A 16,580-nucleotide genomic window follows, 5' to 3' on the forward strand; every position below is an offset into this window, starting at 1 on the left:
AAGGTCGGGGCGTGGATCACGAAGAGCGCATCGCCCTGTTCCTCGACTATGAGAACCTCGCCCTCGGTGCCCGCGAGCACCTGGGCGGGATGACCTTCGACGTCCGCCCGATCGCCGACGCACTCGCCGAGCGGGGCCGGGTGGTGGTGCGCCGCGCCTACGCCGACTGGTCCTATTTCGACGAGGACCGACGCATGCTGACGCGTTCGCACGTGGAGCTGATCGAGATGCCGCAGCGGATGGGGGCCTCCCGCAAGAACGCCGCCGACATCAAGATGGCGGTGGACGCGATCGAGATGGCGTTCGAGCGCGACTACATCTCCACGTTCGTGGTCTGCACCGGCGACAGCGACTTCACCCCCCTGGTGCACAAGCTGCGGGAGCTCAACAAGCGGGTCGTCGGGTTCGGCGTGCGCAACTCCACCTCCCAGATGCTGCCGCCGGCCTGTGACGAGTTCCTGTACTACGACACGCTGGAGGGGGTCGAGCCCCCGGCCGAGAGCGGGGAGTCCCGACCGGCGTCCGAGGGGCGCAAGGGGGCCGCAAAGGGCGGCGCAAGGGCGCCGGCCCGCAAGAAGGCGACGGCAGGCTCGCCCGCAGGGTCCAAGGACCAGTGGGGCGGCCTCCGCGACGGAGGGGTCGGCGGGTGCCGGGACCGCAGCGGACGGGGCCTCCGAGGCGGACGGCGGGGACGCCGAGGACGGCGGCCGACCCACGGAGCCGCTGGCCGTGCTGGTGGCCCAGACCCTGGCCGGGCTGCAGCGCAGCGCCGGCGGCGCGGTGACGGCCTCGATCCTGAAGCGCACCCTGCTGCGCAAGGACCCGACCTTCAACGAGGCCGACCACGGGTTCCGGGCCTTCGGGGAGCTGTTGCGGCACCTGGCCGACCGCAACGTTCTCGAACTGTCCGACGGGCCGGCCAAGGGTGACCCGGAGGTGATGCTGCCCGAGCTGGGCGACCGGGACGAGGCGTTTGCGCTGCTGCGCACGGTGGTGGAGCAGGCCGCCTCGGCGGGGGAGACGGTCGCGCTGTCGGGCCTGAAGGACCAGTTGCGCCGGGAGCGTCCCGACTTCAGCGAGAAGGCCCTCGGGTTCGGCAGCTTCCTGCAGTTCTGCAAGGCGGCCGCCACGACGGGGGCGGTCGATGTGGAGTGGAGCGACCAGGACGGCGGCTACGTTCTCGACATCCCCGCCGACGACTGAGTGTCGCGCGTCCGGGGCGAGGAGCCGGTGAGCCTTCGGTGCAGGAAGGTCCACGGCAGGGCGTGCCAGACCGACCACTGGGCCGGCGTCGAGGCGCCTCCGTGCCCGCCCTCGGTGTTCTCCCAGTAGGTGACGTCCTTCCCGGCTGCGCGCAGGAGCTCGGCCATCTTGCGCGCGTGCGCGGGGTGCACCCGGTCGTCGCGGGTCGACGTCGCGAGGTACGTGGGTGGGTAGGTCCGGTCGGGGTCGAACAGGTGGTAGGGCGAGAAGGTCCGCAGGAACTCCCGGTCCACGGGATCGTCGGGGTCGCCGAACTCGGCCATCCACGACGCCCCCGCCAGCAGCCGGTGGTAGCGGAACATGTCCAGCAGGGGCACCTGGCAGACCACGGCACCGAAGTCGTCCGGGTAGGTGGTCAGCATGTTGCCCACCAGCAGGCCGCCGTTGGACCGGCCGGAGCAGCCCAGGCGCGATATGGAGGTGACACCCCTGGCCACCAGGTCACGGGCGACCGCCACGAAGTCCTCGTAGGCGCGGTGCCGCTCGGACCGTAGTGCTGCCTGGTGCCAGCGCGGACCGAACTCGCCGCCGCCCCGGATCCCGGCCACGACGTAGACCCCGCCCCGGGCCAACCAGGCCCGTCCGACGATGGGGTCGTATGCCGGGGTGAGGGCCTGCTCGAACCCCCCGTAGCCGTGCAGCACCGTGGGCGCGGTGCCGTCCATCGCCAGCCCCCGGGGAGCCACCTGGAAGTAGGGCACCTCCGTCCCGTCGGCCGACTGTGCCCAGTGCTGGGTGAGTTCGAGGGCCGAGGCGTCGAACCGTTCGGGCGCCGAGCGGACGGTCCGGACCTCCGCCTGCGCAGAGCCCACCCCGACCCGGACCAGGTCCAGCCGCATGGGATCCAGCCAGCTGGTGCTGATGACCCAGAGGTCGTCGCTGGCCTCGGCGTCGACCGCGGAGACGGTGACCGTGGCCAGGTCGGGGGCTCCGGTGTCCAGGGGAGCCACCGGCACCTCGGCGTCACCTCCGCTGCCGGGCGTGGCGACCAGCACCTCGTGACGGACGTCCCGGAGCACGGTGAGCACGAGGGTGGCGCGGGTCCAGAACCAGTCCGCCAGGGCGGAGCGCTCCTCGGGCGTGAAGACGGTCCGGAAGTCGCGCGCGCCCGCACGGAACCGGTCCAGCTCGATGACGAGCAGGGACCCCGCGCGGTGGGTCGTCCCGCCGTCGGTGGGCGTCCAGTCGTGGCGCAGTTGCACGGTGAGCCACTCCCGGTGCAGGTCGAGCCGGCAGGAGTCGGGCAGGTCCAGCAGTTCGGGCTCCCCGTCGGGTGAGAGGAGGTAGGTGTGCGAGCTGTAGAACCGGTGCGCGCACCACACGACGTCCCGCTCGAAGCCCGGGGTCGGGTCGTGCTCGGCAGCGACGAGCATGTCCTCGGGGCTGCCGGCGAACACCTCCCGGTGCCTGCGCCAGCGGCGTGCCCCGGGTCCACCGCCGGACGGTCAGCGGGTAGCCGGAGCCCGACATCGAGCCCGGCCCGACGTCGGTCGTGGCGTAGACGGTGTCGCGGTCCACCCAGGACAGCGAGCCCTTGGCCTCCTCCCGCACGAACCCGTCGGCGACGAAGGTGCCCGTGGTCAGGTCGAACTCGCGCGTCACGTCGGCGTCGGAGCCGCCCCGGCTCAGGGCGATCAGGGCGCGGTCCCGGTCAGGCCGCAGGATCTGGGCCCCGTGCCAGACCCACTGCTCGCCCTCGGTCCGCGACAACACATCGAGGTCGAGGAGCACCTCCCACTCGGTCGGCTCGTCCAGGTAGGAGTCCCACGTGGTGCGGCGCCACACCCCCCGCTCGTGCTCGGCGTCGGTCCAGAAGTTGTAGAGGTGATCGCCGACGACGGTCACCAGGGGGATCCGGTCGTCCGCCTGGAGCGCCTCCTGGATCCCGGCACGGAGGGGCTCGAACCGCTCGTCGGCGCGCAGTTCCTCCTCGGCCTCGGCGCTACGATCCCGCACCCAGGCCATGGCCCGGTCACCCTCGACGTCCTCCAACCAGCCCAGTGCGTCCTCAGTCATGGGTCCACCCCATCACGGTGCCCCGGCCCCGGCACAGCCGATTGACGGATATGGGGCGAAGAGTTGCTCCCCCGGCAGATATCCTGCACCCGTGAGGCGTCCGGTGATCGGACGACAGACCCCGAACCCGAGGAGTGCCCTGGTGGCCACGCGCATGTCGACCCTGTTCCTGCGAACCCTGCGCGAGGACCCGGCCGATGCGGAACTGCCGGGTCACCGGCTCCTCGTGCGTGCCGGGTACGTCCGGCGCGCGGCCCCCGGGATCTTCACCTGGCTGCCGCTGGGCCTGCGGGTGCTGCGCAAGGTGGAGGCCATCGTCCGCGAGGAGATGGACGCGATCGGCGGCCAGGAGCTCTCCTTCCCGGCGCTGCTGCCCAAGGAGCCCTATGAGGCCAGCGGACGGTGGGTCGATTACGGCGACAGCATCTTCCGGCTCCAGGATCGCAAGAGGGCGGACATGCTCCTCGGGCCGACCCACGAGGAGATGTTCACGCTGACCGTCAAGGACATGTTCAGCTCCTACAAGGAGCTCCCCCTGACGCTCTACCAGGTCCAGACCAAGTACCGCGACGAGGCCCGCCCCCGGGCCGGTCTGCTGCGCGGCCGCGAGTTCATCATGAAGGACTCCTACTCCTTCGATATCGACGACGCGGGGCTGGAGGCCGCCTACCAGCGGCATCGTGCGGCCTACGTGCGGATCTTCGACCGGCTCGGGTTCGACTACGTCGTGGTGTATGCCGACTCGGGAGCCATGGGTGGGTCCGCCAGCGAGGAGTTCCTGGCGGTCAGTCCCCACGGCGAGGACACCTTCGTGCGGTGTGCGGCCAGCGGCTACGCCGCGAACGTCGAGGCTGTCGAGGTGCCGCAGGCCCCGCCCGTCGATGCCTCGGATGTCCCCCCGGCCCACGTCGAGGACACCCCGGACACCCCCACCATCGAGACCCTCGTCGCGGCGGCCAACGCGCACCATGCGCGTCCGGACGGACGGGACTGGACCGCCGCGGACACGCTGAAGAACGTCGTCGTGATGCTGCAGCACCCTGACGGCACCAGGGAGCCCCTGGCGATCGGCGTGCCGGGTGACCGCGAGGTCGATGCCAAGCGTCTGGAGACCCAGGTCAGCCCGGCGGAGTTCGTCCCCTTCGAGGAGAAGGACTTCGCCCAGCACCCGAGCCTGGCCAAGGGGTACATCGGGCCGGGCGTGCTCGGGCTCGAGAAGGAGTCCGGCATCCGCTACCTGCTCGACCCCTCGATTGCGCAGGGTTCTGCCTGGGTCACCGGTGCCGACGAGCACGGCAAGCACGTCTTCGACCTGGTCTACGGCCGGGACTTCACCGCCGACGGCACGATCCAGGCCGCCGAGATCCGGGAGGGCGACCCCAGCCCCGACGGTGCCGGCCCGCTGACCCTGGACCGCGGCATCGAGATGGGCCACATCTTCCAGCTGGGACGCAAGTATGCCGAGGCGCTGGACCTGAAGGTCCTCGACGAGAACGGCAAGCTCGTCACGGTGACGATGGGGTCCTACGGTGTGGGTGTGAGCCGTGCGGTGGCTGCCATCGCCGAGGACACCCTGGACGAGGTCGGGCTGTGCTGGCCGCGACAGGTGGCCCCCTTCGACGTGCACGTGGTCGCCACCGGCAAGGAAGAGGCGGTGTTCACCGCGGCGGAGCAGCTCGTCTCCGACCTGGAGGCCCAGGGCCTTGACGTCCTCTATGACGACCGGCCGAAGGTGTCGCCGGGCGTGAAGTTCAAGGACTCGGAGCTGATCGGCGTGCCCACCATCGTCGTCGTCGGCAAGGGACTGGCCACCGGCGTCGTGGAGATCAAGGACCGGCGGACCGGCGAACGGCGCGAGGTCGCCGTCGCCGACGCTGCCGCGGAGGTGCTGGCCGAGGTGGCGCCCGGCACGACCCGGTGACCGGGCCGAGCGGGCGCCCGGTCCGCGCGGTCATCTTCGACTGGGGCGGCACCCTGACGCCCTGGCACCCGGTCGACCTCGCGGACCAGTGGCGGGGGTTCGCCTCGGCATACCACGGGGCAGGAGATCACGGGGCCGGCGACCGCTCGGCCGCCGAGGAGCTGGCGACGGCAATCCTGGCGGCCGAGGGCGCCGCCTGGGCCCGGGGACGCGACGCCCACACCAGCGCGCGGGTGGAAGAGATCCTGGTGGAGGCCGGGGTGGACCCCACCCACCCGACCTACGCGTCCGCCCGCGAGGAGTACCACCGGTTCTGGGAGCCGCACACCCACACCGACCCGCAGGTGCGACCGCTGTGGGAGGGACTGCGGGAGCAGGACATCCGCGTGGGTGTGCTGTCCAACACGATCTGGAGCAGGGAGTTCCACCGGTCGGTGTTCGACCGTGACGGGGTGTTGTCGCTCATCGACGGCGACGTCTACAGCAGCGAGATCGACTGGGCCAAGCCCCACCCCGAGGCGTTCCTGACCGCGGCCTCGGCGGTCGACGTCGACCCTGCCGAGTGCGTCTATGTCGGCGACCGGATCTTCGAGGACGTGCACGGACCTCAGCAGGTGGGCATGCGTGCCGTGTGGATCCCGCACAGCACCATCCCGGCAGACCAACTGGTGCCCGTGGACGCCGAGCCGGACGCGGTCGCCCACTCCTTGGCCGAGATCTCCGGCATCGTGCGGGGCTGGTCCGCCGGGTCCGGCCGGCGGTGATCGAGGACCCCTCGGTCTGGCTGTTCCTGCTGATGGGGCTGGCCGCCCTCGCGGCGGGATGGATCGACGCCGTCGTCGGCGGGGGAGGGCTGGTCCAGCTGCCGGCGCTGATGATCGGGTTCCCCGGTGCCTCCCCAGTGCAGATCCTGGCGACCAACAAGCTGAGCTCGGTCTGTGGCACGACCGTCAGTTCGGTCACCTACTACCGGCGGGTCCGCCCGGACCTGCGGACCGCGCTGCCGATGGCCGGTCTGGCGTTCGTGGGGAGTCTGGGTGGCGCCCTGCTGGCCAGCCAGATCCCCAAGGCCGCGTTCAACCCCATCATCCTGGTCGTGCTCCTCGCCGTGGGGGCCTACACGCTGGCCAAACCCTCGATGGGCACGATGTCGGCCCTGCGGTTCCACGGCCGCACCCGGCACGTCGGCCTGGCCGGCCTGGTCGGCCTCGTCGTCGGTGCCTACGACGGCTTGCTCGGGCCCGGCACCGGCTCGTTCCTGGTGTTCGCGCTCGTAGGACTCCTGGGGTACGGCTTCCTGCAGGCCAGCGCGAAGGCCAAGATCGCCAACCTGGCCACCAACATCGCGGCGCTGTGCATCTTCATCCCGCTGGGTGCCGTGATGTGGCAGGTCGGGCTGGTGATGGGCGTGTGCAACGTGGTCGGGGGATACCTCGGGGCACGGACCGCGGTGGCCCGCGGCAGCGGCTTCGTGCGCACCGTGTTCGTCCTCGTGGTGGGGGCGTTCGCGGTGAAGATCGGGTGGGACACCGTGCTCCAGTTCACCACCTGACGGGCCGCGCAAGCCCGGACACGGGAAGACCGGGGCCACCGCCTCGGCGGTAGCCCCGGTCCAGGTCATCCGGTGCGGTGCAGCCCGGGCTTAGAGGTCTCGACGGTTCACGACGGTCCCGCAGAGGGCGATCACCAGCACGCAGAACCCGGCGAAGTAGCCCAGGGCGAGCGTCGCAGGACGGGCGTCGGCGAAGTTCTCCGGCATGGTGAACATGAAGGCGTTCATAAACGGCAGCCACTCGCGCAGCTGCTCGCCGATGGAGGGGAGGCCGGGCAACAGCGTCTCGGCCAACTGGATCCACAGGATGATCGCGGCGACGGCCAGCCCGGCCTTGCCCATCAGCAGACCGACAGCAGCCGCCAGCGCGCAGCCCAGGGCGAACACGGGCACCTGGCCGAGGGAGGCCCGCAGGATCGTGCCGTCCACCGACTCGACGAGTCCGGTGGCCATCCCGAGACCGAGGACCGCGACGCCGCAGACCATCCCGACCAGGGCACCGCCGACGGCGGAGGTGATCACCTTGCCGTAGAAGCCGTGCCAGCGGTGCGGGTTCGCCCACCGGGTGAGGCGTGCCGTGCCGTACTGCAGGTCGGACGTGGCCAGGACGGCGAAGACGCTCATGATGATCATGAGTGCCAGACCTGAGCCCATGGCCAGGCCGCCGGCGTCGATCGAGCCCTGCACCATCACCAGCGCCGGCAGTCCGACGAAGGCGGCGAGGGTGACCAGCCCGCCCATCCAGGTGGAGGGGAGGGACACGGCCTTGGTGATCTCTCCGCGGGTGGCGCTCATCAGGTTCACGTTCATGGCGGTCATGACAGGGTCTCCTTCGCAGCGAATTCGACGTGGTGGCTCGTCACTCCCATGACGGCCTCCTCCAAGGTCCCGGTGCGGGTCCTCAGCTCCAGGGTGGTGAGTCCGGCCGAGGCGAGGGCCGGTCCGACGAGGTCGGCGGTGAGCCGTTCGGCCCCCGGGCCCTCGTCGCGCAGTTCGACGCTCCCGGGTGCGGACTGCCCGCTGCCGGTGCCGTCGCTGACGGGGTGGACGCTCCACCCGTGCCGGGCGGCGACCTCCTCGAGCGTGGCGACCGGCTCGGCAACCCGGACCACGACGCCCGCGCTCGACCCGTGCATCAGGTCGGCCACGGACTCGTGACCCAGCAGTTCACCGTGCCCGATCATGACGACCGAGTCGGCCACCATGGACAACTCGCCCAGCAGGTGACTGGACACGAGGGCCACGCCGCCCCGTTGGGCGAAGTCGCGGATGAAGCCGCGCACCCAACGCACGCCGTCGGGGTCGAGCCCGTTGAGCGGCTCGTCCAGGATCAGGTGGTCGGGGTCGCCGATGAGGGCGACGGCCAGGCCCAGGCGCTGGCGCATGCCGAGCGAGAAGTTGCCGACCCGGTCTCCGGCCACGTCGGTCAGCCCCACGCGGTCCAGGACGCTGTCGACCCGATCCACCGGCAGGCCAGCCGTGCGGCATACCCAGCGGACGTGGTTGCGGGCGCTACGACCAGGGTGGACCCAGGTGGGGTCCAGCATCGCGCCGACGCGTCCCGTGGGGTCGGGCAGGTCCTGGAAGCGAACGCCGTCGATCGTGGCCCGTCCGGAGTCGGGGGTGTCGAGACCGATGATGCAGCGCATGGTCGTGGACTTGCCGGCGCCGTTCGGGCCGACGAAACCCGTGACCTGGCCGTTCTCGGCCCGGAAGCTCAGGTCGGACACCGCGACGCGGTCTCCGAAGGTCTTGGTGAGGTGCTCCAGCTCAATCATGGTGCTTCTCCTTTCCTGCCAGCGAGACGTGTCGGACGGCGACCTCGACTCGCGTGCCGCAGTTCCACTTCCACATCACATGACGCAGGTGGTTGGTGACGGTCCACCGTGAGATGCCCAATCGCCGGGCGATCTGGTTGTTCGTGAGGCCGGCCGCCACGCCGCGGGTGACCTCGATCTCTCGGGGGGTGAGCCGGCGGACCCGGGAGGGGCCGGCGTGCACCGTCACCCCAGGCCCTGACTGTCCAACTAGGGAATGGTCGGCGGATCTCATGGGACGAGTCTTGCGGCTGGGAGGGGGTCGGCGGCAGTCCTGCACAACACCGGTTCCCGATGACTCCTGTCACCACCCCCAGGGCCGGAGCACGGCAGGTGCGGGGGCCAAACCTGCTGGGCCCGAGTGAAGTCACCCGGGTCGACGGACCCCGTCGTCGCTAGGCTGGCGGACGTGGACACCCAGTATCTTGCGCTGGCACATCCCGAGCATGACTTCTTGTCGCTGCCCGACGCCGGGTCGCAGGGGGACCTCGAGTGGGACCGGACTGCCCTGCCCCCGGGCTGGGGGCTGGTTCACCGGGCGGGGTGGGTGATCTACACCCCGCCCGAGGTCGACCTGCCCCCGACGGGCTGGAAGGTCCACGTGAGCTGTCGGCCGGAGCGGGCGGCGCAGGTGGTGGAGTCGGTCCTGGGCATTTGTGTCCGGCAGGGGGTCACGGTCAAGACCCTGCGCTCACGGTCGCTGGTGGCCGCCTCGCTGGCCAAGTACGCGCCGGCCGGCGCGGCGGGAAAGGTCGTGACGGTGTATCCGGGGAACGACCGGGAGCTGGCCGAGGTCGCGGGTGCCCTCGCCGAGGCACTGCGGGGGGAGCCGGGTATGCGGATCCGCGGGGAGATCCCCGCTCCGGACGCCCCGGTCTTCGTGCGCTATGGGGCCTTCCGGGCCGTGTGGCTCCAGACGGCCGCGGGCGAGATGGTCCCGGGCCGCAGGGAGGGCGACGGGGTCCGCACCGACCCGCGGGGGGCCCGGGCCGGGTCGCCACAGGACGGCCCCGGCGCCCGCCCGGACCTCCTCGATCGCTGGCATGCGGCTGCCGACGAGCACGACAGCGGGCTGATCCTGCCGCTGGCCGATGTGTCCGTCCTGCACCGTTCCACCGCCGGGGGTGTGTACCGGGGCCGGTGGACCGGACCCGTGGGTGCCACAGGGCCTCCGGACGACGGCGTGGTCGTGGCCAAGGAGGCGCGCCACCACTGCGGCTTCGACGAGGCCGGCTCGGATGCGGTGACCCGGCTCCAGCACGAGTGGGCCGTGCTGCGGAGGCTGAGCGGGACGGGGATCGCCCCCGAGCCGCTTGCCTACCTAACCGTGGGGGACAGCGACTTCCTCATCATGTCGCTCCTGTCGGGACCGACGGCGTCCGCGACCCTCGCCGGGTCGCACCCGGGGGTCGTTCCGGGGGTGCGGGGCACGGACGACTACCTGGGCTGGCGGGACCGCCTGCTCGGGTCGCTGTCGGACGGACTTGCCGAGGTGCACCGGGTCGGCGTGGTCCACGGGGACCTGCACGGGGGGAACGTGGTGGACCTCGGCGACCGGGTGGGCCTGCTGGACTGGGAGTCGGCCGCGCTGGACGGCGTCGCCGTCGCCGGTGGCGTCCGTGCCGTGGACGTCCCGCTGACACCCGAGGGCGACCGGCAGGCCATGGCGCACCTGTCCGACACACTGCTCGCCCCGCTCGCCGTCCTCGCGCTGCGGCGCCCCGACCTGCGCGGCCCGATCGTGGAGGCCGGGCAGCGCGAGGTCGACGGGGGCGGGGTGCTGACCGACCTCGACGGTGACCACCCCACGCCCCGGGAGGTGGCGGACTCGCTCGTGGCGGGGCTACACCTGCTTCCCGCCCGCGCACCCCGGGACCGCCCCTTCCCGGGGGACCTCGCGCAGTTCCGCGCCCCGTGGGCGAGCCTGGGCCTCCTGCACGGCACCGTCGGTGTGCTCCTGGGACTGGCAGCAGTCGCCGGCGCCGGGGGCCGTTCCACCGGCGGTGCCGACCTCGGCACCTGGGTCCAGGGGTGGCGGCAGCGGGTGACGGACGGAGCTCGAGCGGTGGGCACGCCCCGGGGACTCGCGGACGGACTGGACGGCGTGGCCCTGGCGGCACTCCGTCTGGGGTGGGACGACACGGCCTCGGAGATCGCGGACCGGCTCATCGAGGGTGCGGAGGAGGACCTGGAGCCTTGGTGGGGGGCAGGAGACGGTGGCCGGGGAGTCGTCCTGGCCGAGCTCTCCGTCGGTTTGGGCCGGCCCCGCCTCATGGAGCGTGCGGTGCGGCACCTGGACCGCGCCGCGGCTGCGGCCGGCGCGGCCGACTCGCTCCCCGGCTACCGCCCGGGGTTGCTCTCGGGCCTGGCCGGTGTCGGGCTGTCCCTGATCCGGGGCGCCGATCTGGTCCCCGAACGTGCCGACGAGTACCTGGCGGCGGCGGAGCTGGCGATCGAGCGCGAGTTGACGCACACCCGGGCGGTGGGGGACGGGCTGTTGACGGTGGACCGCGTCGCCGTCCTGCCCTACCTGGGGCACGGCAGCGCCGCGCTGGGGCTGGCCGTCCAGGCGTTCGGTGCACGCAGCGGCGCGCTCCGGCCCCCTCTGGCGGAGGCGCTCGGACGGATCGAGACGACGCTGCGGGTGCCCGTGGTGGCCCAGGCGGGCATCCTGCGGGGTCGGTCCGGTCTGCTGATGGCCCTGGACACGCTGTGTCCGGGCGATGCCGACGTGGACCGGCACCGGCAACGGCTGGCCTGGCACGTGGTACCGGGCCGGCAGACCTGCACCTTCGCCGACGACCCGCAGGTGTCGTTGTGCCTGGGCGAGCAGAACATCCGCTGCGCGGCGGACCTGGGCACCGGTGCCGCCGGGGCCGTCGCGGCACTGACGCCGAGCGTCGCGCTCCACCACCTCCTGCCGCTGCCCGACCCGGCGGTATCCGTCACACGGAAGAGTTGACACCTGCCACTAGCCGGACGGCGTCGGCCCCGGCAGTGTTGTCGACATACAGCAGAAGCCATCACGGCAGTCACATCCGGATCACTCAAAGGAGAGCGAATCATGACCCTCAATGAGCTGGAGCAGCTGGACACCGAGCCCGAGTCCTTCTTCCCCGATGTGTTCAGCTTCCTCTCCGTGTTGTGCCGCTGACCACCCCCTCGGCACAGACGCCCCCCTCCTGAGCGTGGCCCGACGACCGACCCGGTCGTCGGGCCACGCTGTTGTTGCGAGGGGTGGGCGCGTCACCCGCCCCCGCGCACTACAGTGGTGCCACCGCAGCGGACCAGGTCCGGGGCAGGGATGACACGCGAGGTCGAGGAGCACAGGATGGGGAGCTCGGTCCCGGTCGGGCGCGAGGCCCGCGCCGCGCTGTTCACGTCGTGGCTGGTGCTCGGCTACCTGGTGGTCCAGGTCGTCGCCTCGATGAGCTGGCAGTTCGGGCTCAGCTTCGACGGGATCCGGCACATTGTCGGGGTTCTGGCCACGGTCGCCTGCGCCATCGGATTCCTGCGCCTGCAACGGCTCATCCTCGCCCACCAGGCGCCGTCCTACCTGTCGACGCTGCGGTGGACTCTCATCGTGCTCGGGCCCGTCCTGCTGCCGGCCACCGATGCATGGGCCACGCTGGGCATCTCCTTCGCCGGGCTGCTGCTCGTGCCCTCGGTGCGACAGATCGAGGTCGTCGGCGGGACCATCAGCCTGTTGACCATGCTCTGGCTGTGGCACGACGGGGTGCAGGTCGTGCTGATCGTCGCCGTGCCCATGATCTGTTGGCTCGCCGGCGGCGTGATCGTGGTGCTGACCAGGATGGCGGTGGTGCTCGAGGAGCTGCGTCGGGCACGGGAGGAGCTGGCCAGGATGCAGGTCGACCAGGAGCGCCACCGCATCTCGCGCGAACTGCACGACATCCTGGGCCGCACCCTCGTGGCGGCCTCGCTGCGCACCCAGACGGCACTGCGGCTCATCGACACCGACCTCGAGGGGTGCCGTGGCCAGCTGCGGTCCCTGGGACGCGACCTGAGCGGGGGACAGGCGCAGTTGCGCGAGCTCGTGAGCGGCAAGACCTTCACCAACCTCACCTCCGAGATCCAGTCGGCCGTCGATCTGTTCGACAGGCTCGGTGTCTCAGCGGAGGTCGAGGAGGAGAGCGTTGCCGACCCCGACGCGCAGCTGCTAGGAGCCCGCGTGCTGCGGGAGGCGGTGACCAACCTGCTGCGACACAGCCGTCCCCGCGCCGTGCGGATGCTGGTGCGCAACCAGCCCGGTCACGTCCTGCTGCGGATCGAGAACGACGGTGCCCCCGAGGTCGATGCCGAGTCCGAGGACGCCACCACCGTCCGGGAGCGGGACTCCGGCGGGACAGGACTGGATGTGCTTGCCGAGGCCGTCAGCGAGGCCGGGGGACAGTTGCGGAGCGGCTCGATCGACCGCGGCCGGTTCGTCGTCGAGGCAGACATTCCCACGCGGCCTCCAGAGGCACGATCCTCCCGGGAATCCCGGCCGGAGCGCCGACCCACCGAACCATCGAAAGGGCCCTGAACATGCGCATCTTCATCGCCGAGGACGTCGACCTGGTCGCCGAGGCCTTCGAGGCACTGCTGAACTCCGAGCCCGACTTCGAGGTCGTGGGCCGGGTGAATCGGGGTGATCTCGTGGCCGATGCCATCGCAGAACTGCGCCCCGACGTCGCCGTGCTCGACGTTGACATGCCGGGGCGGACCGGGATCGAGGCGGCCGAGGACATCGCCGAGGTGGCCCCGGAGTGCCGCGTGCTGCTCCTCACCGCGTTGGAGGGCAGCGGGCACCTGCACAAGGCGCTGGCCGCGGGGGCCGATGGCTATGTGGTCAAGTCGACCACGGGGGAGCGGTTGATCGAGGCGATCCGGACGGTCGCCTCAGGCGGGACGGCGATCGACCCCGCCCTGGCCGCCGAGGCACTCCGCTCGGGGCCGTCGCCGCTGACCGACCAGGAGGGCAAGGTGCTCACCCTGGTGGGGGAGGGACTGTCCACCGAGCGGATCGCCGTGGAGACGTTCCTGTCGGTCGGGACGGTGCGCAACTACCTGTCCAACGCCATGTCCAAGCTCGGTGCCCAGACCAGAGCCGAGGCCTTCGTGGTTGCCCAGCGCAAGGGCTGGCTCTGATCTGGGCCGAGCTGGGATGACGATCCCGGGGGATCGCCGTGGCTCACTCCCGCTTGGAGCGCTGCACCGCAAGGGAGCCTCCGTGGGCGACGAGGAACGTCGCGAACGCGATCGCGATCGCCAGGATGTTGTTCGCCTCCAGGATGTTGGTCGCGACCAGGTAGGTTGCGAACGCGATGAGGAGGGCGACGATCAGGGACACTGTCTTCGAACTCATGGGTTCTTCCGCTCTGCGTGGTGCTGTGGCGTGGTCACTCCGGCGCGGAGCGCCGGGTGGCGAGGCTGCCACCGGTCGCGACGAGGAACGTCGCGAAGGCGATGGCGATCGCCATGATGGTGTTCAACTCCAGGATGCCCTGCGCGACCAGGTAGGTCGCGAAGGCGATCACCAGGGCGATCACCGGCGAGTCGGACTTCGGCATCATTGTTCTTTCCTTTCTGTGGGGGTTGGGTCAGTGGGGTTCGGGGGGTGGCCGCCCTCCGGCGCCTCCTTCAGGGAGGCGGCGAACAGGCGACGGTAGGGTCCGTCGACGGTGCTGAGGTCGGCGTGCGTGCCGGACTGGACGATCTGCCCGTCCTCCATGACGTGGATGACGTCAGCGTCGACCACGGTGGAGAGGCGGTGGGCGATCACGATCTGGGTGCAGGACGCCTCCTGGAGCACCTCGTTGATCCGGGCCTCGTTGCGGCTGTCGAGGGCGCTGGTCGCCTCGTCCAGGATGAGCACCTTGGGTGACTTGACCAGGGCGCGCGCCACGGCGAGGCGCTGGCGCTGGCCGCCGGAGAAGTTGGCACCCATCTCCGCGACGAGGGTGTGCAACCCCATCGGCAGGGCCTGGACGTCCGCGGTGAGCTGCGCCTGGTCCACCGCCTTGAGGACGGCATCGGTGTCGACCTCGGTGTTGCCCATCGTGATGTTCTCCAGGAGGGAGCGGTTGAGCAGGTGCACCTCCTGGGGGACGTAGCCCAGGTTCTGGTGGAAGTGGCGCCGGTCGAACTCGGTGATCGGGTGACCGTCGTAGGTCACCGTGCCGTCTGTTGAGTCCAGCAGACCGCACAGGATCTTGCCGAGGGTCGACTTGCCCGAGCCGGAGGCGCCGACGATCGCGACCCGCTGACCCGGTCGGACGGCCAGGTCGATGCCGGAGAGGGTCTCGGGGGCCTGCGCCGAGTACCGGAACCCGACGTCCTTGACCTCGACCTTGCCGGTCAGTGGCTCGCGACGGTCGCCTGCGGGGGGCGGCAGCTCCTCCTCGGTGATGTCGGACAACCGGTCCAGGTAGCTCCGCCCCTGGATCAGCTGGGACCAGCACCCGAACACGGAGGTGGCGAGGCCGAAGAACATGCTGGCCACGGCCTGGAAGGCCACCACGGAGCCGACGCTGATCGTGCCCTCGGACGCCGCGTTGATGCCGACCAGCAGGACCACGGTGGGAGCCACGATCTGCAGGGTGCTCACGCTGCTGGTGATGACGCCCTGGAAGTTGGCCCGGCGCTGGCTGGCGGCGAGCGCCTGGTCGTAGACGGTGCCCCAGGAACGGTGGAAGTTGTCCTCGTCCCCGGACATCCGCAGTGCTGCGGCACCGACGATGGACTCCAACTGGAGCGACTGGGAACGGCTGGTGTGGCTCATCTCCGAGTCGGTCAACTCACCGACCCGGCGCCTGGTGAGGACGAGAACGGCGACGATGAGCAGGTAGAAGCCGATCGCGACGAGTGTCAGCTGGGGCGACAGGTAGATCATGTAGCAGAGGATCGCCAGCGACATGCCCAGGTCGAGCACTCCCTGGGCCAGTTGGGTCGAGACGAGGTCGCGGACCGCGTTGACGGAGTTCAGCCGGAAGAGCAGCTCGCCCGGGGCGCGCGAGGCGAAGTAGCGGTAGGGAAGCCGGAGCAGGTGGCCGAAGACGCGGTGCATCGTGGCACGGCCGATGTGCCGGTTCAGCGCGTTGATGATCAGGGCCCGACCCGTACTCAGCGCGAGCAGTGAGACGGCGAAGCCGAAGAGGCCGCCGAGGACGATTACCGACAACGACGTGCCGCCGTCCCCCGCCACCTGTTGGTCGATCAGCCACCGCGTGACGGTGGGGGCAACCAGACTGCTGCCGAAGACCAGGACGGACAGCGCGGCGACGGCAAGAACCCGCCGCCACGCCGCACGGGCCGGCTTCAGGTAGTCCAGCCACGGATTCCGCTCCCGGGTCTGGACGGGGTGGAAGTCCGGGCCGGGGACTGCGGTGACCACCCGTTGGCTGTAGTCGGCGCTGAACTCCTCGATGCTCAGCCTGCGCCGACCGCCGCTGGGGTCCACGATCAGGGCGTGGGAGTCGGTGAGGCGCTCCAGGACGACGAAGTGCTCCGCCCGCCAGTAGACGATCACCGGCAGCCTGTCCCGCTCCATCAACCGGCGGAGGCCGGGGAGGGTCGCGGCGAACATCTTGCTGGTCAGGCCGCGGGAGCGCAGCAGATCGCGCACCTGTTGGAGGGACAGCCCGTCGCGGCCGACCTCGAAGTCGGTGCGCAGCGCCTTGATGGGCTCGCGGGACCCGTGGGCCCGCAGGAGCATCAGGGCACACACCAGGCCGCACTCGGTCTGGGTCAGCTGCACGATGGAGGGCACCCGCACCCGGCGCCGCCGACCCGGGGCCCGGTGGCGGGCCGAGGCGGCCCGGTCGGGGTAGGTCGTCTCCGGCAGGGTGAGCGCGGAGGCGTCGCGGGCCCCGGAGTGCCGGGTCGGCTCGCCTTCTCGGACTGTGAGCACCGCGTGCTGGCCGGTGTCGGCCGCTGCGTCAGCGCTCGGCCGGGCAGGGTCGGTGAGGCCGGGCCGGTGGCGACCCCGAGGGGTCTGCTGAGACGTACTCAT

15 protein-coding genes and 1 pseudogene are annotated in these 16,580 nt (G+C 71.1%); 8 read left to right on the plus strand and 8 right to left on the minus strand.

Features of this window, described 5'->3' with window-relative positions; translation table 11 throughout:
- The first annotated feature begins 11 nt into the window (after positions 1–11).
- A complete protein-coding gene (locus AC1QRC_RS10350) occupies positions 12–929 on the plus strand; it encodes an NYN domain-containing protein (RefSeq protein WP_484203248.1) in 918 nt (305 codons plus the stop codon).
- Between the two features lie 7 nt (positions 930–936).
- Positions 937–1,203, plus strand: a complete 267-nt coding sequence (locus AC1QRC_RS10355) for an OST-HTH/LOTUS domain-containing protein (protein WP_484203249.1) — start codon at positions 937–939, stop codon at positions 1,201–1,203.
- Here AC1QRC_RS10355 and AC1QRC_RS10360 read toward each other — a convergent pair.
- Both AC1QRC_RS10360 and AC1QRC_RS10365 read right to left on the minus strand, forming a co-directional pair.
- A complete protein-coding gene (locus tag AC1QRC_RS10360) occupies positions 1,173–2,660 on the minus strand; it encodes a prolyl oligopeptidase family serine peptidase (RefSeq protein ID WP_484203250.1) in 1,488 nt (495 codons plus the stop codon). The two genes, AC1QRC_RS10355 and AC1QRC_RS10360, sit on opposite strands and share 31 nt — an antisense overlap.
- Before the next feature lie 151 nt (positions 2,661–2,811).
- Positions 2,812–3,279 (minus strand): annotated as a pseudogene (locus tag AC1QRC_RS10365) (prolyl oligopeptidase family serine peptidase); the annotation flags it as partial.
- A 154-nt stretch (positions 3,280–3,433) separates the two neighbouring features.
- On the opposite strand from AC1QRC_RS10365, the gene AC1QRC_RS10370 reads away from it, so the two are divergent.
- The 3 genes from AC1QRC_RS10370 to AC1QRC_RS10380 are packed head-to-tail and all read left to right on the plus strand — an operon-like array spanning position 3,434 to position 6,752.
- Entirely contained in the window at positions 3,434–5,200 is a 1,767-nt protein-coding gene (locus tag AC1QRC_RS10370) for a proline--tRNA ligase (protein WP_484206618.1), read from the plus strand.
- Positions 5,197–5,964, plus strand: coding sequence for an HAD family hydrolase (locus AC1QRC_RS10375; protein ID WP_484203251.1), 768 nt, complete (start codon positions 5,197–5,199; stop codon positions 5,962–5,964). The genes AC1QRC_RS10370 and AC1QRC_RS10375 overlap by 4 nt, the downstream gene beginning before the upstream one ends.
- A gap of 32 nt (positions 5,965–5,996) precedes the next feature.
- Complete coding sequence (locus tag AC1QRC_RS10380; RefSeq protein WP_484206619.1) at positions 5,997–6,752, plus strand: TSUP family transporter; 756 nt, start codon at positions 5,997–5,999, stop codon at positions 6,750–6,752.
- Positions 6,753–6,842: 90 nt separating this feature from the next.
- Here AC1QRC_RS10380 and AC1QRC_RS10385 read toward each other — a convergent pair whose 3' ends face one another.
- Genes AC1QRC_RS10385 through AC1QRC_RS10395 form a run of 3 tightly spaced genes read right to left on the minus strand, consistent with a single transcriptional unit; the run spans position 6,843 to position 8,759 of the window.
- Entirely contained in the window at positions 6,843–7,571 is a 729-nt protein-coding gene (locus AC1QRC_RS10385) for a hypothetical protein (protein WP_484203252.1), read from the minus strand.
- Positions 7,568–8,530, minus strand: coding sequence for an ATP-binding cassette domain-containing protein (locus AC1QRC_RS10390; protein WP_484203253.1), 963 nt, complete (start codon positions 8,528–8,530; stop codon positions 7,568–7,570). The genes AC1QRC_RS10385 and AC1QRC_RS10390 overlap by 4 nt, the downstream gene beginning before the upstream one ends.
- The gene (locus AC1QRC_RS10395) at positions 8,523–8,759 is read right to left on the minus strand and encodes a response regulator transcription factor (protein WP_484203254.1); all 237 of its coding nucleotides are present in this window, start codon (positions 8,757–8,759) and stop codon (positions 8,523–8,525) included. The genes AC1QRC_RS10390 and AC1QRC_RS10395 overlap by 8 nt, the downstream gene beginning before the upstream one ends.
- Before the next feature lie 219 nt (positions 8,760–8,978).
- On the opposite strand from AC1QRC_RS10395, the gene AC1QRC_RS10400 reads away from it, so the two are divergent.
- The 3 genes from AC1QRC_RS10400 (at position 8,979) to AC1QRC_RS10410 (ending at position 13,717) form a co-directional block, all read left to right on the plus strand.
- The gene (locus tag AC1QRC_RS10400) at positions 8,979–11,531 is read left to right on the plus strand and encodes a class III lanthionine synthetase LanKC N-terminal domain-containing protein (RefSeq protein ID WP_484203255.1); all 2,553 of its coding nucleotides are present in this window, start codon (positions 8,979–8,981) and stop codon (positions 11,529–11,531) included.
- A 369-nt stretch (positions 11,532–11,900) separates the two neighbouring features.
- Entirely contained in the window at positions 11,901–13,112 is a 1,212-nt protein-coding gene (locus AC1QRC_RS10405) for a sensor histidine kinase (RefSeq protein ID WP_484203256.1), read from the plus strand.
- 2 nt (positions 13,113–13,114) lie between these two features.
- Positions 13,115–13,717, plus strand: a complete 603-nt coding sequence (locus tag AC1QRC_RS10410; RefSeq protein WP_484203257.1) for a response regulator transcription factor — start codon at positions 13,115–13,117, stop codon at positions 13,715–13,717.
- Positions 13,718–13,760: 43 nt separating this feature from the next.
- On the opposite strand, the gene AC1QRC_RS10415 is transcribed toward AC1QRC_RS10410, so the two are convergent.
- Genes AC1QRC_RS10415 through AC1QRC_RS10425 form a run of 3 tightly spaced genes read right to left on the minus strand, consistent with a single transcriptional unit; the run spans position 13,761 to position 16,580 of the window.
- Positions 13,761–13,934 carry a hypothetical protein gene (locus tag AC1QRC_RS10415; RefSeq protein ID WP_484203258.1) on the minus strand — a complete coding sequence of 58 codons (174 nt, stop codon included), beginning with the start codon at positions 13,932–13,934 and terminating at the stop codon, positions 13,761–13,763.
- A gap of 34 nt (positions 13,935–13,968) precedes the next feature.
- Positions 13,969–14,142, minus strand: coding sequence for a hypothetical protein (locus AC1QRC_RS10420; protein WP_484203259.1), 174 nt, complete (start codon positions 14,140–14,142; stop codon positions 13,969–13,971).
- Complete coding sequence (locus tag AC1QRC_RS10425) at positions 14,139–16,580, minus strand: peptidase domain-containing ABC transporter (protein ID WP_484203260.1); 2,442 nt, start codon at positions 16,578–16,580, stop codon at positions 14,139–14,141. Before AC1QRC_RS10425 ends, AC1QRC_RS10420 begins: the two co-directional genes overlap by 4 nt.

Source organism: Ornithinicoccus sp., assembly GCF_057176825.1.